Origin of the sequence: Mesorhizobium sp. M0663 (assembly GCF_040320585.1) — a bacterium.
Taxonomy (GTDB): Bacteria; Pseudomonadota; Alphaproteobacteria; order Rhizobiales; family Rhizobiaceae; genus Mesorhizobium.
This window is the reverse complement of the sequence record NZ_JAMYPX010000005.1, coordinates 129,394-148,809: the sequence shown is the minus strand read 5'-3', so window position 1 is coordinate 148,809 and position 19,416 is coordinate 129,394. Positions and strand designations below refer to the sequence as shown.

The following is a 19,416-nucleotide window of genomic DNA, read 5'->3' as shown; positions in this document are numbered from 1 at the left end:
TTCGATGCGGCGTTTGCTCGGCGCGGCGCTGGTTGTCATTTGCGGGCTGATCTGGGCGACAGCCGTTCAGGCCGATCCACCACGGCCCGCCAAAAAGAAGCTGATCGACCAGGTTTGCAACCTGATCGAGACGCATGCCGACCAGAACGGCCTGCCCCGGGATTTCTTTGCCCGGCTGATCTGGAAGGAAAGCCGTTTCGATCCCAATGCGGTCAGCCCCGTCGGCGCTGAGGGCATTGCCCAGTTCATGCCGGGCACCGCCAGGATGCGCGGGCTCGCCAATTCCTTCGACATCGAACAGGCGATCCCGGCCTCGGCAAAATACCTCGCCGAAATGAAATCCGGTTTCGGCAATCTCGGCCTCGCCGCCGCAGCCTACAATGCCGGCGAGAGCCGGGTGACGCGCTGGCTGAATTCCGGCGGCTTCTTGCCGATGGAGACCGAAAGCTACGTTCTGGACGTCATGGGCGAGCCGGCCGACAACTTCACCAATACCGCCTACGCCGGCGTCATCCGGCCGCTCGACAAGAAGGCGAGTTTCGCTGCCGCTTGCCGCGAGCTGCCGGTGATCATGTCCAGAACCGTGCCGATGTCGTCGATCAACATCAAGCCGTGGGGGGTGCAGGTGGCCGGGAATTTCCGTCGCGCCGCGGCGCTCAACCAGTGGAGCAACGTGAAGCGCCGGTTTCCAGCCTTGCTCAGCGGTCGCGATCCGGTGGTCAGCCGGGTGCGCACACCGATCGGCAGGCGCGGCATCTATGCGGTGCGGATCGGCGCCGACACCAAAGCCAAGGCCGACGATATTTGCCAGAAACTGCACAGCGTGGGCGGCGCATGCATCGTGGTGCGCAATCGGTAAGCCATATGTCGGTGCGTTTCGCGCCATTGCTGCCATCTTGCTCCCCGTGGGCACTTCGTCCTCGACACGTGAATCATATTTTCGGCGAACCGTTAGCCAGGTCTTGCATCGTCGTCGATGCGGGGTAAGGTCCCCGCGATTTTTCGCGAAAGGGATCAGCATGGCCGGCTTCAAGACACTGGACGACATCGGCAATATCAGCGGCAAGCGTGTGCTGGTCCGTGTCGACCTCAACGTTCCCGTCACCGAGGGCAAGGTCACCGACGCCACCCGCATCGAGCGCATTGCGCCGACCATCGCCGAGCTCTCCGGCAAGGGCGCCAAGGTCATCCTGCTTGCCCATTTCGGCCGCCCCAAGGATGGACCGGCGGCGGAATTCTCGCTCGAGCCGATCGCCAAGGCGACGGCGGACGTGCTCGGCCGTCCGGTTGGCTTTGCCTCCGACTGCATCGGTGACAAGGCGGCAAATGCCGTTGCTGCCATGAATAACGGCGACGTGCTGCTGCTCGAGAACACCCGCTTCTACAAAGCTGAGGAGAAGAACGACCCGACCTTCACCGAAAAGCTCGCCGCCAACGGCGACATTTTCGTCAACGACGCCTTCTCCGCTGCGCACCGCGCCCATTCGTCCACGGAAGGCCTGGCGAATGTGCTGCCGGCGTTCGCCGGGCGCACCATGCAGGCCGAGCTCGATGCGCTGGAAAAGGGTCTCGGCAATCCTGTCCGTCCGGTTGTCGCCATCGTCGGCGGGGCCAAGGTCTCGACCAAGATCGACCTGTTGATGAACCTGGTGAAGAAGGTCGACGCGCTGGTCATCGGCGGCGGCATGGCCAATACGTTTCTAGCGGCGCGCGGCACCGACGTCGGGAAATCCTTGTGCGAGCATGATCTCGCGACCACCGCCAAGCAGATCATGATCGAGGCAGCCGAGGCCGGCTGCGCCATCATCCTGCCCGCCGACGGCGTTGTCGCCAGGGAGTTCAGGGCCGGCGCCGCCAACGAGACCGTCGCCATAGCAGACGTGCCGGCCGACGGCATGATCCTCGATGTCGGCGCGAAAACCGTGAAAACCATTGCCGAATGGATCGACCGCGCCGCGACGTTGGTCTGGAACGGGCCGCTCGGCGCCTTCGAGATCGAGCCGTTCGACCATGCAACGGTGGCGACGGCCAGGCACGCGGCAGCGCGCACCAGGGCCGGCAGACTGGTCTCGGTCGCCGGCGGCGGCGATACGGTGGCGGCGCTCAATCATGCCGGCGTCAGCGATGATTTCACCTATGTCTCGACGGCCGGCGGCGCTTTCCTCGAATGGATGGAAGGCAAGCCGTTGCCCGGCGTCGACGTCTTGAAGCGCTGAGATCGGCCGCAAGAGCAGCGCGAAGGAGTGCGCCCGCGACTTTCAATCGATTCGCGCTTACCCGGCGAAATGGTTCGACTTGAACCTGCGTTGCTCTGGTGGTCTGCTGGGCGCGGATCAATTCTTTCAGGAGAAGCACGATGAGCGAACGTCTCGAGGACATTGCCGCCGCGATGGTGGCCAATGGCAAGGGCCTGCTGGCTGCCGACGAGAGCTCCGGCACCATCAAGAAGCGCTTCGACGTCATCGGCGTCGAGTCGACCGCCGACAGCCGCCGCGACTATCGCGAGATGATGTTCCGCGCCAGCGATGCAATGACCAAGTACATTTCCGGCGTCATCCTCTACGACGAGACCATTCACCAGAAGGCCGCCGACGGCACACGGCTGGTCGACATCATCAAGGCATCAGGCGCTATCCCCGGTATCAAGGTCGATGCCGGCGCCAAGCCGCTGGCCGGCTTTCCCGGCGACACCATCACCGAAGGCCTGGACGGCCTGCGCGAACGCCTTGCCGACTATTACAAGCTCGGCGCCCGCTTCGCCAAATGGCGCGCGGTGATCGACATCGATGTTGCCAAGGGCGTGCCTTCCGCCACGTCGATCGGCTCGAATGCCCATGCGCTCGCCCGTTACGCCGCGCTTTGCCAGGAGGCCGGCATCGTGCCGATCGTCGAGCCGGAGGTGCTGATGGACGGCGCCCACGACATCGACACCTGCTACGAGATCAGCAAGGCGACGCTGACAAAGTTGTACACCGAGCTCTATGCGGCTCGCGTCGTCCTCGAAGGCACCATCCTGAAGCCGAACATGGTGCTGGCCGGCAAGAAATCAGGCAAGGTCAGCAGCCCCGACGAAGTTGCCGAAAAGACGATAAAACTGTTCCGCGAGACGGTGCCGGCCGCTATTGGAGGCATTGCCTTCCTGTCGGGCGGACAATCTGACGAGGAGGCGACCGCCAACCTCAATGCCATCAACGCCATCGGGCCGCATCCGTGGAAGCTGACCTTCTCCTACGGCCGCGCCTTGCAGGCCGCTCCGCAGAAAGCCTGGGGCGGCAAGGCGGCGAACGTCGCCGCCGCGCAGGCCGCCTTCGCCCATCGCGCCCACATGAACCATCTGGCAGCGCTTGGACAATGGCAGCCGACGCTTGAGCAAGCCGCCTGACGGAATTCAGGTTGCGTTCCCTCCGACCCGGGCCATGTGCCCGGGTTTGTTTGAAAGCAGCAAGGTCTGCAATTTCCTGCTACTGAAAATGCAGCTCTGTGTCGGCATTCCTCGCTGCCGATCGTCCTCCGTGAAAAGAGGAGCAGACCTATGCCAAACAACAAGACCGTGTCGCAGGAAGACTGGTTTCAGGCGCACAAGGCGCATCTGGCGCGCGAAAAGGAATTGACGCGTTTTCGCGACCGCATCGCTGCCGAACGCCGCGAATTGCCGTGGCTGAAGATCCGCAAGGACTATGTCTTCGAGACCGAGCAAGGGCCAAAGAAACTGCCCGACCTGTTCGGCGGCAACAGCCAGCTGATCGTCTACCATTTCATGTTCGGGCCGGGCGCCGATTATCGTTGCGAGGGCTGCTCGTTCCTTGCCGACCACATCGACGGTGCCAACCAGCATCTCAGGCACCACGACGTCTCGCTCGTGGTGGTGGCGCGGGCGCCGCTGGCCGAGCTTCTGCCCTACAAGCAGCGCATGGGCTGGAAATTCGACTGGGTGTCGTCGTACGCTTCGGACTTCAACTTCGACATGCAGGTGTCATTCACCGACAAGCAGATCGCGGCCGGCGACACGACCTACAATTTCGAGCGGCGCGCGCGGCAATCGAAGGATCTTCCCGGCACCAGCGTGTTCTATCGCGACGAGAAAGGCGACATCTTCCTGACCTTCGTCTCGCGCTCCCGAGGCGGCGATCCGCTGATCGGCGCCTATCACTATCTCGACCTGACGCCGAAGGGTCGCAACGAAACCGGTCCCCACCATAGCCTGGTGGACTGGGTGCGGCTGCACGACGAATATGCGGATACGCCCGAGATGCAGGACAGCTGCTGCCATTGACGACGGGCGGTCACCCAAGGTCTTTCGCCTTCGGCCCGACATGCGCTAAGTGCTGTTCGCTTTGCCCTAAAAGGGACTTGTCATGCGGCGCTTTCCGACCCTTCTCACCTGGCTCGCCTTTCCGGTCTATGTCTGGCAAGGACTTGGCGTGCGTCGCCGCACCGCCCGCATGCTGCCGGCACAAGGTCCGGTCATGCACGAGATATCTGGCCTGGCGCCAGCAATCTCGGTTCTGGTGCTTGGCGATTCCTCCGCCGCCTCGGTAGGGATCGGCAATTCCGAAAACGGATTGGCCGCGCAACTGGCAGTTCTGATTGCGCAACGCACCGGCCGCACCGTGCGCTGGCGGGCGGCCGGCTTCAACTCGGCAACCTCTGGCCAGATCCGCGATCATGTGCTGCCCAATCTATCGGCCGATCCGTGGACGCATATCGTGCTGGCCATCGGTACCAACGACACCAAGAATTTTCATTCGGTACCGCGCTTCAAGCGCGAGTTTGGCGGCCTGCTCTACGCGCTGCGCGCCAAATGGCCTGAGGCTCGCGTGGTGTGGTCGCCGGTGCTGGAGTTCACCCGGGCTCCGGCAATGCCGCCGTTGCTCGGCAAGATCCTCGAAATCCGCGCCGTCGAGGTGAACCGGATGGGCGAGCGCCTTTGCCTCGAACGCGGCGCCATACCGGCGCCCCGGCTGCCGATCACGGATGCCGATGCCGGCTTCGCATCGGATGGATTTCACGCTTCGGAAGCCGGCTACCGAGCCTGGGCGGAACATCTGGTCAGCCTGGTGCTCGCCAACGAACCGGGCGTCGCGTAGCGGGCCGCCCGCACTAAAGCGCGTCGCGTTCGATTGGCCTCATCCGACGCGCTTCAGGTTCTTGTTTTTATGCATGTCGTTGTCGCAAAACCGCTGCACATTTTTGCGCGACATGCATTACGTCCAGTGCCCGAGCACCGCCGTAATCGAAATCGCCGCCATCGCCAGCAGCGCCAGCTTCCAGAAATCGCTGCGCCGCTTCAGCCCGGGCCAGCCGAGCGGCTTGATGAGCTGGATGACCATCATGAGGATGATGACGAGCGCGAGAAGTTTCGACATGCAGCCTTTGATCAGCATCGCGGCTGGCTGTCAAAGCGGCTCCGGGATCGCCGGCTTCCACTGCGGCAGGCCTCTTTTCAGCACTGCCTTGTCACTTCGATGGATAAATCGGAACGCCGGTCATGAGAGCCGCACCCTCCTGACAGACTGCTGTCAGCAGGGGTGTGCGATAGTGCCTGCATCGAAAGAGAGGAGACCAGCCATGAACGGTATTACCATTCTGCGTAGCGTGCAGCACTATGTCGGCAAGATCCGGACGATCCGCAATGAGATCCGCACCCAGCGATTCATGAACACCCTGCCGGCGGACATCCGCAAGGATATTGGTTGGCCGGACATGTATGGCGACCGCCGCAATGGCGGCAATTGAGGCAAGCTTTCTGCGTGGCGTTTGGATGCGACCTGGCGACGAGCTGAAATGGGCATGCTGAAGCCTCCTGACAGTATGGTGTCAGGAGGCTCGTGCCATAGTGCGATGGCCGCCGGAGCCGGATGGCCGAGAGGACGATCGATGAAAAGCTGGAACGACAGGCTGAGCACGCCTGGCATCAACGGCATAAGACCGTCGCCACGCACCATCGGCGACGTCGTCGAAGGCCAGCCGATGCTGGTTCCTACAGCTCGCCAGGTTCATGCATTCATCCGCTCCATCCCCGAAGGCATGGACATGAATATCCGCGCTTTGCGCACCGCTCTCGCCATCGAGCACGGTGCCGAGATGACATGTCCGGTCACAATCGGCTATCATCTGCGCACCGTCGCCGAGGCCGCCAACGAGGATCTTGAGCGTGGTATGGCGCTGGGCGACGTTGCGCCGTTCTGGCGGGTGGTCGACGCAAGCACGCCGACAACGAGGAAACTGTCCTTCGGCGCGGCCTTCGTCGCCGCGCAGCGCAAGCGCGAAGGGCTGGAACGATAGACGCCGAGGGACCATACGATGCGCCGCGCCGACAGGCTCTTCCAGATCGTGCAGCATCTGCGTGGTGGTCGTCTGGTCACCGCCCAGAAGCTGGGCACGTGGCTCGAGGTTTCCGAGCGGACGATCTATCGCGACATCGCAGACCTGCAGTCGACCGGCGTGCCGATCGACGGCGAGGCCGGTGTCGGCTACATGATGAGGGAGGGTTTCGACCTTCCGCCGCTGATGTTCACGCGTGACGAGATCGTCGCGCTGGTCGCCGGCGCCCGCATGGTGCGCGCCTTTGGTGGCGCGGCCATGGCGCGAGCCGCCGACGAGGCGCTGGTCAAGATAGGCGCCGTGTTGCCCGACGCCGAAAAGGACCGCATCGCCCGTACCGAGATCCACACGCCGATGTGGGTGGTAAGCGATGCCGCCCGCGAAGCCATCGACCTGATCGAGCGGTCCATCGAGAAACGTCAGGTGCTGACCATCGACTATTCGGATGAGGCCGGCCGCAGCACCGCGCGCGACATCCGCCCGCTCGGCCTGTGGTTCTGGGGCAAGGTGTGGACCTTGGTCGCCTGGTGTGAGATGCGCGGCGATTTCCGCGCCTTCCGCATCGACCGCATCGCCTCGGTGGTCATCGCCGGCCGCACCTTCAAGCCGGAGCGCGGCAAGCAGCTCGCCGATTTCTATCGCGCGGTGGAGCGCAGCGAGGATTACGGCATGGCGCCGGACCGGGCAGCGCGAAGCTGACACGGAAGATCACAAAAAAAAGCCCGCTTGTAAGCGGGCTTTTTGTTTTGGATGCCAGACCTATTCCTCTTCGTCGGCGTCCTTGTCCTTCGACTTCAGCGCCGAAAGCTTGGCGAAGACGGCGTTGGCGTCAAGTTCGCGGTCCTCGTCCTTCGGCTTTTCGGGCGCCGGCACCAGCCGTTCGGTCAAGGCGGCCGGCAGCAGCGTATCGCCGACCGGCTGCGCCTGCTCGCGGCCGCGCGAGGCGCGGTTGATTTCCATATCGAGGTCGATCTGCGACGTCAGGCCGAGCGTCACCGGATCCATCGGCTGGAGATTCGCGGAGTTCCAGTGCTTTCTGTCGCGGATCTGGTCGATCGTCGACTTCGTTGTGCCGACAAGGCGGGCAATCTGCGCATCCTTGAGCTCGGGATGGTTGCGCACCAGCCAGAGGATGGCGTTGGGCCGGTCCTGGCGCTTCGACAGCGGCGTGTAGCGCGGACCCTTGCGTTTGGATTCCGGCACCCGCACCTTGGGATCGGAGAGCTTCAGCCGGTGGTTCGGGTCCTTCTCTGCGCGCGCGATCTCGTCGCGAGTGAGCTGGCCGGTCATGATCGGGTCCATGCCCTTGATACCTTGCGCCGACTCGCCGTCGGCGATCGCCTTGACCTCAAGCGGATGCAGTCCGCAGAACTGCGCGATCTGCTCGAAGGAAAGCGCTGTGTTGTCAACCAGCCAGACGGCGGTCGCCTTTGGCATCAGCAGCGTATTGGCCATTACAAAAATCCTTCTCGTTCGCCCGCGTTCCCGCGCGGGCGGTGGTTTAGAGCCACCAAAATGGGAAAATCGCGGTCTATATAACCGCTCGCTCGCCGTTTCGCAATGTTTTTGGCAGGCGCGCGTCAAGGACGGCACGGCAGCGCGACCAGCAGACCGCGAAGGGTCGGCAGATGACGCCATGCAGTCGAAAGCTTCAAAAAGACAAAGCCCGCCAGACCAAGGTCGGGCGGGCTCGGAACCGGCGACGGAAATCCGTCTGCTGCGGCTCTGGCTTCTAAAGCTTGATCCCGAACCGCGGCTCGGCGTTGCCGAAAAGCAGCGCCCGGTCTTCGAGCGGGATCGTGCTCGAGATCAAAGCCCTTTGCGGGCGACTCTCTCGATGTCGCCGCGGTTGATGCCGAGGTCGTTGAGCTGACGAGCATTCAGCCGGTTCAGTTCGCGCACGGTTTCGTTGTACATGCGCCAGTTACGGAAAGCGCGGATCGGGTTCATGATAGTCCTCCATCGTTTTGATGCCGCGTAAATAGGCATCGGCGATGAAAAATTGAACAGACGCTTTTGCATGGCCGCAATGCGTTTGTTGCATTGCACCATTAAGCTTTCGTTCAGCCTGTTTGCGGGCCGTCAGGCGACATCGAGCACAATCTTGCCGATGTGCTCACCCTCCTCCATCCGCTCATGCGCCCGCCACGCTTCCTTGAGCGGGAAGATCGTATCCATCACCGGCGCAACCTTGCGCGTGCCGAGCAGCGGCCAAACCTGCGCCTCCAGCGCAGCCGCAACTGCCGCCTTGAACTCCACGGTGCGTGGCCTGAGCAGCGATCCTGTGTGCACGAGCCGCTTGGCCATGATCTTGAAGAAATCGGCGCTCGCCACCGTCCCGCCCTGCGTCGCGATCTGGACGATGCGGCCTTCCATGGCTGCAGCCTCATAGTTTCGCGCCACATAGTCGCCGCCGACCATGTCGAGGATGACATTGGCACCCTTGCCGCCGGTTGCCTCCTTGACTGCGGCGACGAAGTCCTCCTCGCGGTAGTTGATCGCCCGGTCGGCGCCGAGCTTGAGGCAGGCGTCGCATTTCTCCTTGTTGCCGGCGGTGGTGACGACATAGGCGCCGAAAGCGGCAGCAAGCTGGATCGCGGTGGTGCCGATACCCGACGAGCCGCCATGCACGAGCAGGGTCTCGCCGCTCTTCAGGCCGCCGCGCTCGAAGACATTGTGCCAAACAGTGAAGTAGTTTTCCGGCAGCGCCGCCGCTTCGGTGTAGGTAAAGCCGGCGGGCAGCGGTAGCACGCTGCCGGCGTGCACTCTGACATATTCGGCATAGCCGCCGCCCGCCGTCAGCGCACAGACCCGGTCGCCGACGCGCCAGCGCGATATCTCGTCACCAAGGGCAGCGACTTCGCCTGCTGCTTCCAGGCCCGGCAGATCCGACGCTCCCGGCGGTGGCGGATAGGCGCCCTTGCGCTGTTGCACGTCCGGCCGGTTGACGCCGGCGGCCCGCACCCGGATCAGGATCTCGCCGGGACCGGGAACCGGTACGTCGCGGGTTTCCGGTTTCAGCACCCGCGGCCCGCCCGGTTCCGATATGGCGATCGCCATCATCTTCGCCGGAATTTTCTGTGCGTTCGCCATGAATTTTCCCGTCGTGCTCCGCCGGTTTCTCGTGCCAGCTCTTGCCCGCCATTTGCATCCATACCCTTGCCCTATGTATGCTCATTGGCAAATCAGGCAAATGGGCAATCACGGAGGAGCGACGATGGCGATCTTCGACGACGAACCCAAGAAGAAAGCGCGCCCGCACGAGATCGGGCAGGATCTGTCGCTGCTTTCCGTCGATGAATTGTCCGAACGGATCGGCATCCTGCGCGACGAGATCGCCCGGCTGGAAGCCGAGCTCAAGACCAAGGGCTCGACCAAGTCGGCGGCAGAGGCGCTGTTTCGCCGCGGGTAGTTACTGCGGGTAATTCCAAAAGCTCGGGCACGCCGCCGAAAAGCCCGAATGCCGCTGTCTCCAGACTTGTGCCCTAAACCCCAGCCGGATTGAAAAATGTTCGCAAGCTACAGACCGATCCTCTCGCTGCTGCGCGGCACCGCGTTCCTGTTGGCGGCATCCGGACTGCACGGTCTGCTGTTGCCGCTGCGCGGCCAGGTGGAGGGCTTCTCGACGGCATCGCTCGGCCTGATGGGCACGGCTTGGGCCGGCGGCTTCGTCACCGGCTGCTTCTTTGCGCCACGCATCGTGCGCCGCGCCGGTCATGTCAGGGCTTTCGGCGCCTTTGCCGCATCGGGAGCGATCGTCGCACTGCTCACCGGCCTGATCATCGACGAATATACCTGGATCCTGCTGCGCGCCTTCACCGGCTTCACCATGGCCGGCGCCTTCATGGTCATCGAAAGCTGGCTCAACGAGAAGGCCACCAACGAAAACCGCGGCACCGTCTTCGGCCTCTACATGATGGTCACCTATGCCTCGATCATGGGCGGTCAGATGATCGTTGCCGGCGGCGATGTGAGATCGGCGTCGCTGTTCATGATCACCGGCATTCTGTTCTGCCTGTCGCTGATCCCGACGGCGGTCTCGACGGCGTCTCACCCCAAGCCGCTGCAGGACGTGTCGCTTGACGTCAAGGGGCTCTACGTCAATTCGCCGGTGTCGGCGATCGCTTGCGTGCTGATCGGCATCGCCAACGGCGCCTGGGGTACACTTGGTGCCGTCTATGGAGCGCGCATCGGCATCTCGACAGCCGAGATCGCGCTGATGATGAGCCTCGTGGTCATCGCTGGTGCCGCCATGCAGCTTCCGGCCGGGCGGCTCTCCGACACGACGGACCGTCGTTTCGTGCTGGCGGGCGCGGCCTTCGGTGCTGCGCTGTTTGCCATCGCCATCTTCCTGTTCGAACCGCGCTCCGGCGTCTTCGTCATCGTCTGCACCGCCGCCTACGGCGCCTTCGCCTACACGCTCTATTCGATCGCGGTGGCGCATGCCAATGACCATGCGCGATCGGAGGACTTCGTCAAAGTGTCGGGCGGCCTGCTGCTGCTTTATGGCTTCGGCACGATGATCGGTCCGCTGGTGGCCGCCGGCCTGATGGGCTGGATGCGCCCTGAGGGGCTGTTCCTGGCCACTGCGCTCGCGCATCTCAGCCTGGCTGGCTATACGCTGCTGCGCATCAGCCGTCGCGCGCCGGTGCCGATCGAAGGCCGCGATGCCTTCAAGACCCAGCCCGCCGATCGCTCGGTGACGCCGGAAGCGTTGCGGCTCGACCCGCGCAGAAAAGCTGAAGCCGACAGTTGAGATTCGAGGCGCTTTGCCCCACAAATAAGGCATGATGCTTTCCGACGCCTTCATGGCGATTGCCGATCCCAACCGGCGCCATCTCTTGGAAGAGCTCCGGCGCGGACCGAAGACCGTCAACGAATTGGCATCCGGCTTGCCGGTGTCCCGCCCGGCCGTTTCGCAGCACCTGAAGGTGCTGCTTGATGCGGGGTTGGTCAACGCCAAGCCGGAAGGCACCAGGCGCGTCTATACGGTCAGCAATGCCGGCTTCCTGAAGCTCAACATCTGGCTTGACCAGTTCTGGGATGCGGAGCAGCTCGGTTCACCCGGAAGCTGAGGGGCATCGTCAGCGCGTCGAGCAACTATGCAGCATCGGGCCTAGAGCAATTCCAGGAAAAGTGTGAAACGGTTTTCCGTACGGAATTGCGCAAAAACAAAGAGATAGAGCGGTTCGGCGTTTCCGTGAAACGATGAACCACTCTAGCCATTGTTGTAGGGGAAGAGCTTGAAATACGGCTGCGCTTCCTCGATCACACGGGCAACCGAGGGGCGTTGCAGCAACCGGTCGTGATAGCGCCTGACCGCAGGATATTCGTCTCCGAACGGCTCGACCTTGTTGGCGCGCGGGGGCGGCAGCGCAGTCGGCCATGGTGAAGCTCGCACCCACCGCCCATGTCCTCGACTGCATGTCCTGTTCAAAGATGGCGTAGGAGCTGCGCAGCTGGGCGCGGGCCTGCTCGACGCCGAACGGATCGGTCTTGCCCTCCGGCCGCAGCCGGTCGCCAACGATCTTCTGCATCGGTTCCTGGACGTAGAAGTCATAGAAGCGGTCGGCAAGCCGGGTCTGACGGGCGAGATCGAGATCGCCGGGGATCAGCTCGACCGGTCCGGGATAATACGCGTTGAGATATTCGATGACGATCGTCGATTCCGGCACGGTCCGGTCCAGCGCCTCATCGCGCAGCACCGGCATCTTGCCGGCCGGCCACAATTTCAGGAACGCCGCGCGCGACTGTTCGTTGCCGAGATCGACGACGACCGATGTGAATGGCGTGCCGTTCTCATAGAGCGCGATCAGCGGTTTCCAGCAGAAGGAGGCCAGCGGATGAAGATGCATCGTCAGGGACATTTTTGCTCCTATCTTTGGTGCTTCGTCTCGCGGGCATCCGGTGTCAAGGTTCGGCCCGCTGCTACGTGGCCCGGCTGTGGGCGACGATCGCATCGATGATCGCGGCCCAATCGTCGGGATGCAGCTCGTGGCCGCCGCCCTCGATCCGGACCAGTCTTGCACCGGCGACCGCGTCGGCAAGAGCGGCGCCATGCTCGGCTGGAAAGATCGGATCGTCGGTGCCGTGGATAACGAGGAGCGGAATCTTCATCTCGTGCAGCCGCCCCGTCCAGTCCTCGCCGCTCCGATCTTCGCCGCCCTTGAGCATGAAGTGATTGGTCGCGCTGAGAAAGCCGCCGGACCGGTCGTAGTCCTGTTCCACGAACGCTCTCGTCCGCGCCTCATCGAACGGATGCGCGGTGCCGGCGAGCGCACGCGCGTTTTTGACCATGAAATCGACCGCTTGGCCACGGTCAGACCAGTCGACCTTGGCGCCTTCGGCCGAATGTTTCCTATAGGCCTCGGTGGTTCCGGGCAAATGCGACGTATCGATGCCCAGGGGCGAGCTGCTGATCACCGTCAGCGAATTGACACGCGGCGGGTATTTCAACGCAACGAGCTGCGCGATCATACCGCCCATCGACATGCCGACCACGTGCGCCTTTCGGATTCCCTGGTCGTCAAGGACGCGGACGGCATCGTCCACCATGTCGTCGAATGTATAAGGCGGCTCGCCCGGCGCGTATTTGGTCGAACGGCCGGTATCGCGATTGTCATAGCGGATCACGAAGCGACCCTCGCCGGCCAGCTTCCGGCAAAACGCTTCGGGCCACCAAAGCATGGAAGCCATCGCGCCCATGATCAACAACACCGCCGGATGGGCCGGATCGCCGAACGTCTGGGATACGATTTCGGGGTGTTCGGCGTTTCTCATGACTTTCCTCCTTGGGCTGCAAATCCGATTGCAAGTTGCAATCAGTTGCACGATATTAAAACCGATACGATAGTGCAACCGGTTTTTGGAGATTCGCATGAACATCGATCGTCGGTCCGGATGCCCCATCAACCTGTCGCTCGAAGTGTTCGGTGACCGGTGGAGCCTGATCATCCTTCGCGACATCATCTTCGGCGGCAGACGCCACTTTCGCGAACTGCTCAACGGCTCGATGGAGGGCATCGCCTCCAACATCCTCGCCGACCGGCTGAAGCGGCTGATGGAGCTCGGCATGCTGACCAAGGCGGACGATCCCTCCCACAAGCAAAAGGCGATCTACAGCCTGACCGAAATGGCGATTACGCTGGTGCCGATCCTGGCGCATCTCGGCGCCTGGGGCCGCGTCTGGCTGCCGGTCAGCGAAGAGCTCTCTATCCGTGCCGAGCTTCTGGAAAAAGGCGGCCCGCCGATGTGGGATAAGTTCATGAACGAGTTGCGCCACGAGCATCTGGGTGCGTCTCCCGCCCCATCTGGACCCACCGTCCGCGCGACTTTGCAGGCCGGATACGATGCGGTAGTCGCCCGCAAGGCGGAGCGAGTCGGCTGCGATCCGGCGCCATGACCAACTTATTTTCCCAATTGCGGGCTGGCTCTGCTATCAAGGGACTGAAGATAATTTACGGATTGGATAACGCTCTTGGTCGAGAACTCTAAGGACACTGCCCGTGCGCGGGCCGATTTGCGTTTCAAGAAACAGGAAGAGGCAGCCACGGTTCGCCAGAAGGCGATGGCGGAATATGTCGCCGAGAGCGACGCTCGCCAAGCCAAGACCAACAAGCTGCGGGCGCTGCGCCTCGCCAAGGAAGCGGAAGACCTGGCCAATGCGCCTCCGGCCCCGGTGAAGAAGCCTCGCGCCAAGAAGAAATAGGCCGGCGCTCCCAGAATGCATGCTTCCTTTCGCACGCGAAACAGTTCACTCGGAGTCTGTTCTGCCGGTTGATAACTGGCGCGTTTAGGAGACGGCCATGACCGCACTGACGCTCGACAAAGCCCTTGAAATCATCGCCGCCGCCTTTGCCAAGGGTGCCGAGCTCAAGCTCAGGCCGCTTGGCGTCTCGGTGCTCGACGCCGGCGCCCATCTGGTCGCGTTCCAGCGTCAGGACGGCGCCTCTTTCCTGCGTCCGCAAATGTCGGCCGGCAAGGCCTATGGCGCGCTCGCTATCGGCATGGGCTCGCGCCGGGTGGAAGCTTTCGCCAAGGAGCGCCCGCATCTGATCGCCGGCGTCTCCGACGTGTCGGGCGGGCGCGTCCTGCCGGTCGTCGGCGGCGTGCTGATCCGCGACAACGCCGGCACGATCATCGGCGCCATCGGTATTTCCGGCGACACGTCCGACAATGATGAAACGGCAGCCATCGCCGGCGTCGAGGCGGCTGGCTTCACCGCTGACCCGGGCTGAGTCGGGATCCTTAACTCATATTGATGTCGCGGGTGGCCGACCGCATCGACACCGAAAAGCCGGCCAGCACGTCGATCAGCGCTATGACCATCAGTGTGAAGAAAACGGAATGGGCGGCGCCCTTCACCAGCAGGAACTCGACCAGATAGGCCACAAAGACGAAGGTCGACAAAAGATGGTCCATGATCGAGGCATTTGTCGTGCGCGTCGACTTCACCACTTCGACGAACAAGAAGATCAGTGCGATCAGCACGATGAGGTCGCCGAGGGTCATCGAGAACACGCCACCCGACATCATCCGGACCGAAAACATTTCGGTGGCCCACGGATCGTCGCCGCTGCCGAATATTCCCAGAAGCCCGAGATTGTAGAGGATGAAAGGCACGATCAGCAGCGGGATGGCACCGAACATGTGGCGGCTCCGGTTGGACTGATCTTTGTAGAGTGCGCCCGGCGTTCGCCGTCAAGAATTTTCGTGCGGCCGATAAACACGGACAAAGACGGCGTGAAACAACAATGTCAGGCCCGGCTGATATGATCAGTTGTCGCAAACGCAAAAAGACCGGCCAATGGCCGGTCGTTTCGCAACCCATAAACCGTCGAAAGCTCTCTCAGCTTTCCTTCGGCTCCAGAACCTGGCGACCGCGATACATGCCGGTCTTCAGGTCGATATGGTGCGGACGGCGCATCTCGCCGGAGTTCTTGTCCTCGACATAGGTCGGGGCCTTCAGTGCGTCGGCAGAACGGCGCATGCCGCGCTTCGACGGAGAGGTTTTTCGTTTCGGAACGGCCATGGATATGCTCCACTACATGGTCAAAACGCCCCGGCGGCCCTCGTGAAAGGGCCACATCAGGGGCCGGAATCTGAGAAAGTCGGGTGCCTATACACGCCCGACGGCGTTTTGGCCAGCGTCGCCGTGTTTTTTTTTGACACTATCGCAGGCAACCGACATAGGCGCCGGCGCGGCCGGCGCGCCGTTCGATCAACGCGGCAAGCCGCCTCAGTCCCGGCCCGGGCTTCGCCGGATTGCGCACGATCGGATTCGGCAAGGTGACGGCAAGCAGCGCTGCCTGCCGGCGCGACAGCTGTTTTGCCGAGACGCCGAAATGATGCTGGGCGGCGGCCTCGATGCCGTAGATGCCCGGTCCCCATTCGGCGATGTTGAGGTAGATCTCCATGATCCGCCGTTTCGACAGCACCGCATCGAAATAGACGGCCAGCGGCAGTTCCACGACCTTACGGACCGAGCCCAACGGCCGCGACCATAGATAAAGATTCTTTACCGTCTGCATGGTGATGGTCGAGGCGCCACGTGTCATCTCGCCGGCGAGCGCATCGTCGACGACGCCGCGCAACTCGCCCAGATCGACGCCGCGATGGAAACAGAACTGCCCGTCCTCCGACATGATGACCGAATATGCCAGCACCGGCGCGACATCGTCGATGGAAACCCAGCGCCGATCGTAGCCAGAAAACGTCGCCAGGTCCTTCAGCATCAATGTCGACACCGGATGCACGAATGTCGGCAGGTACAGGAAGGTCAGCACCACCGGCACCAGCGCCAGCACGACCGCGACGGCGATGCCGCGCCGGACCCAGCGTTGAAGACCGATGCGGCTGCCGCGTCTCGGTCTCGCCATGTCCAACCCTTCGGTTTCGTGATCGACGATCGGTTCCGCCAAGCCACCCAGTCCGCGCTACTCCCTGCCCCCGGCATAATGGCGCTTGGCTTCTTGCGCAACGTCTGAGTGTCGGCTACCGCTCCCGACCATGACGAAAGACGACCAAATGGCGTTCGAAGCTGCACTTATTGCCCGGGCAGTTCCGCTCGAGGCGCTGCTGAGGCGGTTGCTCGACGGACGGACGCTTTCGGGCGAGGTCGCGCGGCCCGAACGCCTGATGGCGGCAATGCGACATGGCGTGCTGAACGGCGGCAAACGACTGCGTCCCTTCCTGGTCATGGAAAGTGCTGCACTGTTTTCAGCCGACGGCGAGGCGGCGCTGCGCGTCGCGGCGGCGCTCGAATGCGTGCACTGCTATTCGCTCATCCATGACGATCTGCCGGCCATGGACGACGACGATTTGCGCCGCGGCCAGCCGACCGTGCACAGGGCTTTCGATGAGGCGACCGCCATTCTTGCGGGCGACGCCTTGCTGACACTTGCCTTCGACATCCTTGCCGACGAGGCGACACTGCTGCCGGCCGAGCGCAGGGCAACGCTGGTGCTGGCACTGGCCCGCGCCGCCGGGGCGGGAAGCATGGTCGGCGGCCAGATGCTCGATCTCGAAGCCGAACAAAGCCGGCCGGACGAGGCCGGTATCATCCGGCTTCAGGCGATGAAAACCGGTGCGCTGATCCGCTTTGCCTGCGAAGCGGGCGCTATCCTTGCCGGCGCGCCGTCGGGCGACCGCGAAAGGCTGGCCGAGTTCGGCTCGGCGATCGGGCTTGCCTTTCAGCTTGCCGACGATCTGCTCGACCTGACCGCCGACGCGCATCAGATGGGCAAGGCAACCGGCAAGGATGCCGCGGCCGGCAAGGCGACGCTGGTCGCGCTGCACGGACCGGACTGGGCGCGGGGCCAGCTCCATGGCCTCGTTGACCAGGCTCATGCGTTGCTCGAACCTTTTGGCGAGCAAGCTGCGCTTCTGAAACAAGCGGCGCAGTTCGTAGCGGCCCGCAACAATTAAGCGCGCCCCTATGGCGCGCCGGAGAATTGGCGACTGATCGGCCGGACGCCCTCGCAACCGGCCGATCGGGATCATTTCCGGCGATGTCGGACCACATGGACCCGCCACACCAGTTGCCGAGCCATTCTTCAGCCTCGCGGCAGGGTTCCGCGGCTCGGGTGGACAGCGGTCAGCCTTCGCCAGTCGTCTTTTCCACCACGGGCTGCGGAACCGGTTCCATCTCGGCCGCCTCGACCGCCTGCGCCTCGGCCGGCTTGCGCCGGTTGCGGATGAAGGCGGCGATGCGGTCGCGGATTTCGCCGGCGCTGAGGAACACCGGAACGCGCGCCACCGGCGCGGTCGGCTCAAAGGACAGGCCAAGGCCGGTGATCCTGCCCTTGTCGTCGACGTCGCGGACGATCAGCTCGATCGGACCGAGCAGCACGCGGTCGGCGTATTCGGCGTGGCCGCCGAGCCGGGTAGTGACCAGGTCGCCAATGCTGAGCTTGCGTTCCGCTTCGGTCAGGCCCGGCGCGTAGGCGGTCTCCAGTTCCTCGGCGGGGCGTGACGGATCGACGGCGAAGGCCCCGAAGAAATCCGCGTCCTCGGGATCGACCACGGCACGGCTGGCGAACAGCTTGTCGAGCAGGCGCGGATAGCGGTCCGGCACGAAGATGTAGACATGGTCGCCGGCCGCGAGCCGACCCATATCCTGGAAGCGCATCGAGCGTCCGTCGCGCAGCACCAGCGACGGCCGCGCCCAGCGCGGAATGCGTTCGCCGCGCGCCACCGGGCTGCCAGGTGCCACGCGGTAGGCGAGAAGCTCATGATGGGCGGAGCCCGGCAGTTCCAATTCGACCTTGTCGAGCGGTCCCAGGCGGGCCGGCACGATAAGGCCGAGACGGCGCGCCAGCGGCCCGACGGTCCATCCCTGGATGATCAGCGAGACCAGCACGATGATGAAGGCAGTGTTGAAGATGAGGCGGCCGTTCTCAAGACCGCCGAGCAGCGGCGTGATGGCAAGCAGGATCGACACGGCACCACGCAGGCCAACCCACGAGACGAAGGCGACTTCCGGGCGTGGCAGACGGAACGGCACCAGGCAGAGCCAGACGGCGATTGGCCGTGCCACAAATACCAGGAACAGGCCGAGCAGCACTGCCGGCACCAGGATCGCCGGAAATTGCGAAGGCGTCGCGAACAGGCCGAGGATCAGGAACATGATGATCTGCGCCAGCCACGACATGCCGTCCTGGAAGCGCTTGAGGATGGTGACGGCCCGGATATCGGAATTGCCGGCAATCAGGCCTGCGAGATAGACCGCCAGGAAGCCGGAGCCGCCGACGGCACCGGCGGCAGCGAACACCATAAGCGACAGCGTCAGCACGAAGATCGGCAGTAGGCCGTGATCGAGATTGAGGCGATCGACAAGGCGCACGATGGCCATGCCGCCGAGAATGCCGATGACCGCGCCGAGCCCCATGTTGACGAGGAAGCCGACGGCAAGATCGGTGACCAGCACCTTGGCCTCGGGGTGGGTATTGGCGGCGATGACCTCGACCAGCGTGATGGTCAGGAAGATGGCGATCGGGTCATTTGTGCCGGATTCCACCTCGAGCGTGGACCGCACGCGCTCGCGCAAATTGATCTCGCCGGCGCGCAGCAGGAAGAACACCGCCGCGGCGTCGGTCGAGGCGACGGCGGCACCGAGCAGGAAGGATTCCAGCCAGGTCAGGTCTAGCAGATAATAGGCGGCGGCGCCGAAGAGCCCGGTGGTCAAAAGGACGCCGAATGTGGCCAGCGACAGCGCCGGCCCGGCGGCCTGCCGCAAGGCGTTGAGCGGCGTGCCGAAGCCGGAATCGAAAAGGATGACCGCCAGCGCCAATGAGCCGGCAAAATAAGCAACTCGGGCATTGTCGAAATGGATGCCGAGACCGTCGGTTCCGGTGGCGAGGCCGATGCAGAGAAACAGCAGCAGGAGAGGGGCGCCGAAACGGAAGGCGATCAGGCTTGAAAACGCGGCGGCAACGACAAGTGCTGCGCCAACGAGCGTCACAAGATAGATACCATGCTCCATTCGTTGGTCGCCCCTAGTCGATATGCTCCGGCATCACGGGAGAGTGGGGCGAAGACATGGCCGCTGCAAGGCAGCAGCGTGGCTTTTTGCCCCACGCTGCCGATCGTCGA

At 63.3% G+C, this 19,416-nt stretch carries 24 protein-coding genes and 1 pseudogene; 15 read left to right on the top strand and 10 right to left on the bottom strand.

What is annotated here, in order from left to right:
- Window positions 1-4: 4 nt before the first annotated feature.
- From NKI54_RS12935 to NKI54_RS12915, 5 genes are all read left to right on the top strand, one after another.
- Window positions 5-859 (top strand): lytic transglycosylase domain-containing protein, encoded by an 855-nt coding sequence (locus NKI54_RS12935; protein WP_352634161.1) that lies wholly within the window; start codon window positions 5-7, stop codon window positions 857-859.
- A gap of 160 nt (window positions 860-1,019) precedes the next feature.
- Window positions 1,020-2,216 (top strand): phosphoglycerate kinase, encoded by a 1,197-nt coding sequence (locus tag NKI54_RS12930; RefSeq protein WP_352634159.1) that lies wholly within the window; start codon window positions 1,020-1,022, stop codon window positions 2,214-2,216.
- A gap of 140 nt (window positions 2,217-2,356) precedes the next feature.
- Window positions 2,357-3,382 carry a class I fructose-bisphosphate aldolase gene (locus NKI54_RS12925; protein ID WP_352634157.1) on the top strand — a complete coding sequence of 342 codons (1,026 nt, stop codon included), beginning with the start codon at window positions 2,357-2,359 and terminating at the stop codon, window positions 3,380-3,382.
- A 150-nt stretch (window positions 3,383-3,532) separates the two neighbouring features.
- Window positions 3,533-4,273 (top strand): DUF899 domain-containing protein, encoded by a 741-nt coding sequence (locus NKI54_RS12920; RefSeq protein ID WP_352634155.1) that lies wholly within the window; start codon window positions 3,533-3,535, stop codon window positions 4,271-4,273.
- Window positions 4,274-4,355: 82 nt separating this feature from the next.
- Window positions 4,356-5,087 carry an SGNH/GDSL hydrolase family protein gene (locus NKI54_RS12915; protein ID WP_352634153.1) on the top strand — a complete coding sequence of 244 codons (732 nt, stop codon included), beginning with the start codon at window positions 4,356-4,358 and terminating at the stop codon, window positions 5,085-5,087.
- Window positions 5,088-5,204: 117 nt separating this feature from the next.
- Here the strand turns inward: NKI54_RS12915 and NKI54_RS12910 are convergent, their stop codons facing one another.
- Complete coding sequence (locus NKI54_RS12910; protein ID WP_352454847.1) at window positions 5,205-5,366, bottom strand: hypothetical protein; 162 nt, start codon at window positions 5,364-5,366, stop codon at window positions 5,205-5,207.
- Window positions 5,367-5,568: 202 nt separating this feature from the next.
- Here NKI54_RS12910 and NKI54_RS12905 point away from each other — a divergent pair, with 202 nt between their 5' ends.
- The 3 genes from NKI54_RS12905 to NKI54_RS12895 all read left to right on the top strand — a co-directional run bounded on the left by NKI54_RS12905 (window position 5,569) and on the right by NKI54_RS12895 (window position 7,023).
- Window positions 5,569-5,736, top strand: a complete 168-nt coding sequence (locus tag NKI54_RS12905) for a hypothetical protein (RefSeq protein WP_023678489.1) — start codon at window positions 5,569-5,571, stop codon at window positions 5,734-5,736.
- 141 nt (window positions 5,737-5,877) lie between these two features.
- Window positions 5,878-6,285: a hypothetical protein gene (locus NKI54_RS12900; protein ID WP_352574803.1), complete on the top strand. Its 408-nt coding sequence runs from the start codon at window positions 5,878-5,880 to the stop codon at window positions 6,283-6,285.
- 18 nt (window positions 6,286-6,303) lie between these two features.
- On the top strand, window positions 6,304-7,023 hold the full coding sequence (locus tag NKI54_RS12895; RefSeq protein ID WP_023678491.1) for a helix-turn-helix transcriptional regulator: 720 nt from the start codon (window positions 6,304-6,306) through the stop codon (window positions 7,021-7,023).
- 60 nt (window positions 7,024-7,083) lie between these two features.
- Here the strand turns inward: NKI54_RS12895 and NKI54_RS12890 are convergent, their stop codons facing one another.
- The 3 genes from NKI54_RS12890 to NKI54_RS12880 all read right to left on the bottom strand — a co-directional run bounded on the left by NKI54_RS12890 (window position 7,084) and on the right by NKI54_RS12880 (window position 9,417).
- Complete coding sequence (locus NKI54_RS12890) at window positions 7,084-7,779, bottom strand: DUF1013 domain-containing protein (protein ID WP_292655650.1); 696 nt, start codon at window positions 7,777-7,779, stop codon at window positions 7,084-7,086.
- A 354-nt stretch (window positions 7,780-8,133) separates the two neighbouring features.
- Window positions 8,134-8,274, bottom strand: a complete 141-nt coding sequence (locus NKI54_RS12885) for a DUF1127 domain-containing protein (RefSeq protein ID WP_352621537.1) — start codon at window positions 8,272-8,274, stop codon at window positions 8,134-8,136.
- 132 nt (window positions 8,275-8,406) lie between these two features.
- Complete coding sequence (locus NKI54_RS12880; protein WP_036238914.1) at window positions 8,407-9,417, bottom strand: NAD(P)H-quinone oxidoreductase; 1,011 nt, start codon at window positions 9,415-9,417, stop codon at window positions 8,407-8,409.
- 124 nt (window positions 9,418-9,541) lie between these two features.
- Between NKI54_RS12880 and NKI54_RS12875 the strand changes: the two genes are divergently transcribed.
- The 3 genes from NKI54_RS12875 (at window position 9,542) to NKI54_RS12865 (ending at window position 11,399) form a co-directional block, all read left to right on the top strand.
- Window positions 9,542-9,736: a DUF1192 domain-containing protein gene (locus NKI54_RS12875; RefSeq protein WP_023678495.1), complete on the top strand. Its 195-nt coding sequence runs from the start codon at window positions 9,542-9,544 to the stop codon at window positions 9,734-9,736.
- Window positions 9,737-9,832: 96 nt separating this feature from the next.
- Window positions 9,833-11,080, top strand: coding sequence for an MFS transporter (locus NKI54_RS12870; protein WP_023678496.1), 1,248 nt, complete (start codon window positions 9,833-9,835; stop codon window positions 11,078-11,080).
- 31 nt (window positions 11,081-11,111) lie between these two features.
- Window positions 11,112-11,399 (top strand): ArsR/SmtB family transcription factor, encoded by a 288-nt coding sequence (locus tag NKI54_RS12865; RefSeq protein WP_023678497.1) that lies wholly within the window; start codon window positions 11,112-11,114, stop codon window positions 11,397-11,399.
- 143 nt (window positions 11,400-11,542) lie between these two features.
- On the opposite strand, the pseudogene NKI54_RS12860 reads toward NKI54_RS12865, so the two are convergent.
- Both NKI54_RS12860 and NKI54_RS12855 read right to left on the bottom strand, forming a co-directional pair.
- Window positions 11,543-12,191, bottom strand: a pseudogene (locus tag NKI54_RS12860) (glutathione S-transferase family protein).
- A 61-nt stretch (window positions 12,192-12,252) separates the two neighbouring features.
- Complete coding sequence (locus NKI54_RS12855; protein ID WP_352571983.1) at window positions 12,253-13,104, bottom strand: alpha/beta fold hydrolase; 852 nt, start codon at window positions 13,102-13,104, stop codon at window positions 12,253-12,255.
- Window positions 13,105-13,201: 97 nt separating this feature from the next.
- Here NKI54_RS12855 and NKI54_RS12850 point away from each other — a divergent pair, with 97 nt between their 5' ends.
- The 3 genes from NKI54_RS12850 to NKI54_RS12840 all read left to right on the top strand — a co-directional run bounded on the left by NKI54_RS12850 (window position 13,202) and on the right by NKI54_RS12840 (window position 14,561).
- Window positions 13,202-13,726: a winged helix-turn-helix transcriptional regulator gene (locus tag NKI54_RS12850; protein ID WP_352451127.1), complete on the top strand. Its 525-nt coding sequence runs from the start codon at window positions 13,202-13,204 to the stop codon at window positions 13,724-13,726.
- A 75-nt stretch (window positions 13,727-13,801) separates the two neighbouring features.
- Window positions 13,802-14,032, top strand: a complete 231-nt coding sequence (locus NKI54_RS12845) for a hypothetical protein (RefSeq protein WP_023678501.1) — start codon at window positions 13,802-13,804, stop codon at window positions 14,030-14,032.
- 97 nt (window positions 14,033-14,129) lie between these two features.
- Window positions 14,130-14,561 carry a GlcG/HbpS family heme-binding protein gene (locus tag NKI54_RS12840; RefSeq protein WP_023678502.1) on the top strand — a complete coding sequence of 144 codons (432 nt, stop codon included), beginning with the start codon at window positions 14,130-14,132 and terminating at the stop codon, window positions 14,559-14,561.
- A gap of 10 nt (window positions 14,562-14,571) precedes the next feature.
- Here NKI54_RS12840 and NKI54_RS12835 read toward each other — a convergent pair whose 3' ends face one another.
- The 3 genes from NKI54_RS12835 to NKI54_RS12825 form a co-directional block, all read right to left on the bottom strand.
- Window positions 14,572-14,973, bottom strand: coding sequence for a hypothetical protein (locus tag NKI54_RS12835; RefSeq protein ID WP_023678503.1), 402 nt, complete (start codon window positions 14,971-14,973; stop codon window positions 14,572-14,574).
- A gap of 199 nt (window positions 14,974-15,172) precedes the next feature.
- Window positions 15,173-15,355, bottom strand: coding sequence for a 50S ribosomal protein L32 (rpmF, locus tag NKI54_RS12830; protein WP_006203806.1), 183 nt, complete (start codon window positions 15,353-15,355; stop codon window positions 15,173-15,175).
- A gap of 139 nt (window positions 15,356-15,494) precedes the next feature.
- Complete coding sequence (locus tag NKI54_RS12825) at window positions 15,495-16,253, bottom strand: biosynthetic peptidoglycan transglycosylase (protein ID WP_031212144.1); 759 nt, start codon at window positions 16,251-16,253, stop codon at window positions 15,495-15,497.
- A gap of 79 nt (window positions 16,254-16,332) precedes the next feature.
- Between NKI54_RS12825 and NKI54_RS12820 the strand changes: the two genes are divergently transcribed.
- A complete protein-coding gene (locus tag NKI54_RS12820) occupies window positions 16,333-17,250 on the top strand; it encodes a polyprenyl synthetase family protein (protein WP_023678505.1) in 918 nt (305 codons plus the stop codon).
- Window positions 17,251-17,419: 169 nt separating this feature from the next.
- Here the strand turns inward: NKI54_RS12820 and NKI54_RS12815 are convergent, their stop codons facing one another.
- Entirely contained in the window at window positions 17,420-19,306 is a 1,887-nt protein-coding gene (locus NKI54_RS12815; RefSeq protein WP_023678506.1) for a potassium/proton antiporter, read from the bottom strand.
- Window positions 19,307-19,416 lie beyond the last annotated feature (110 nt).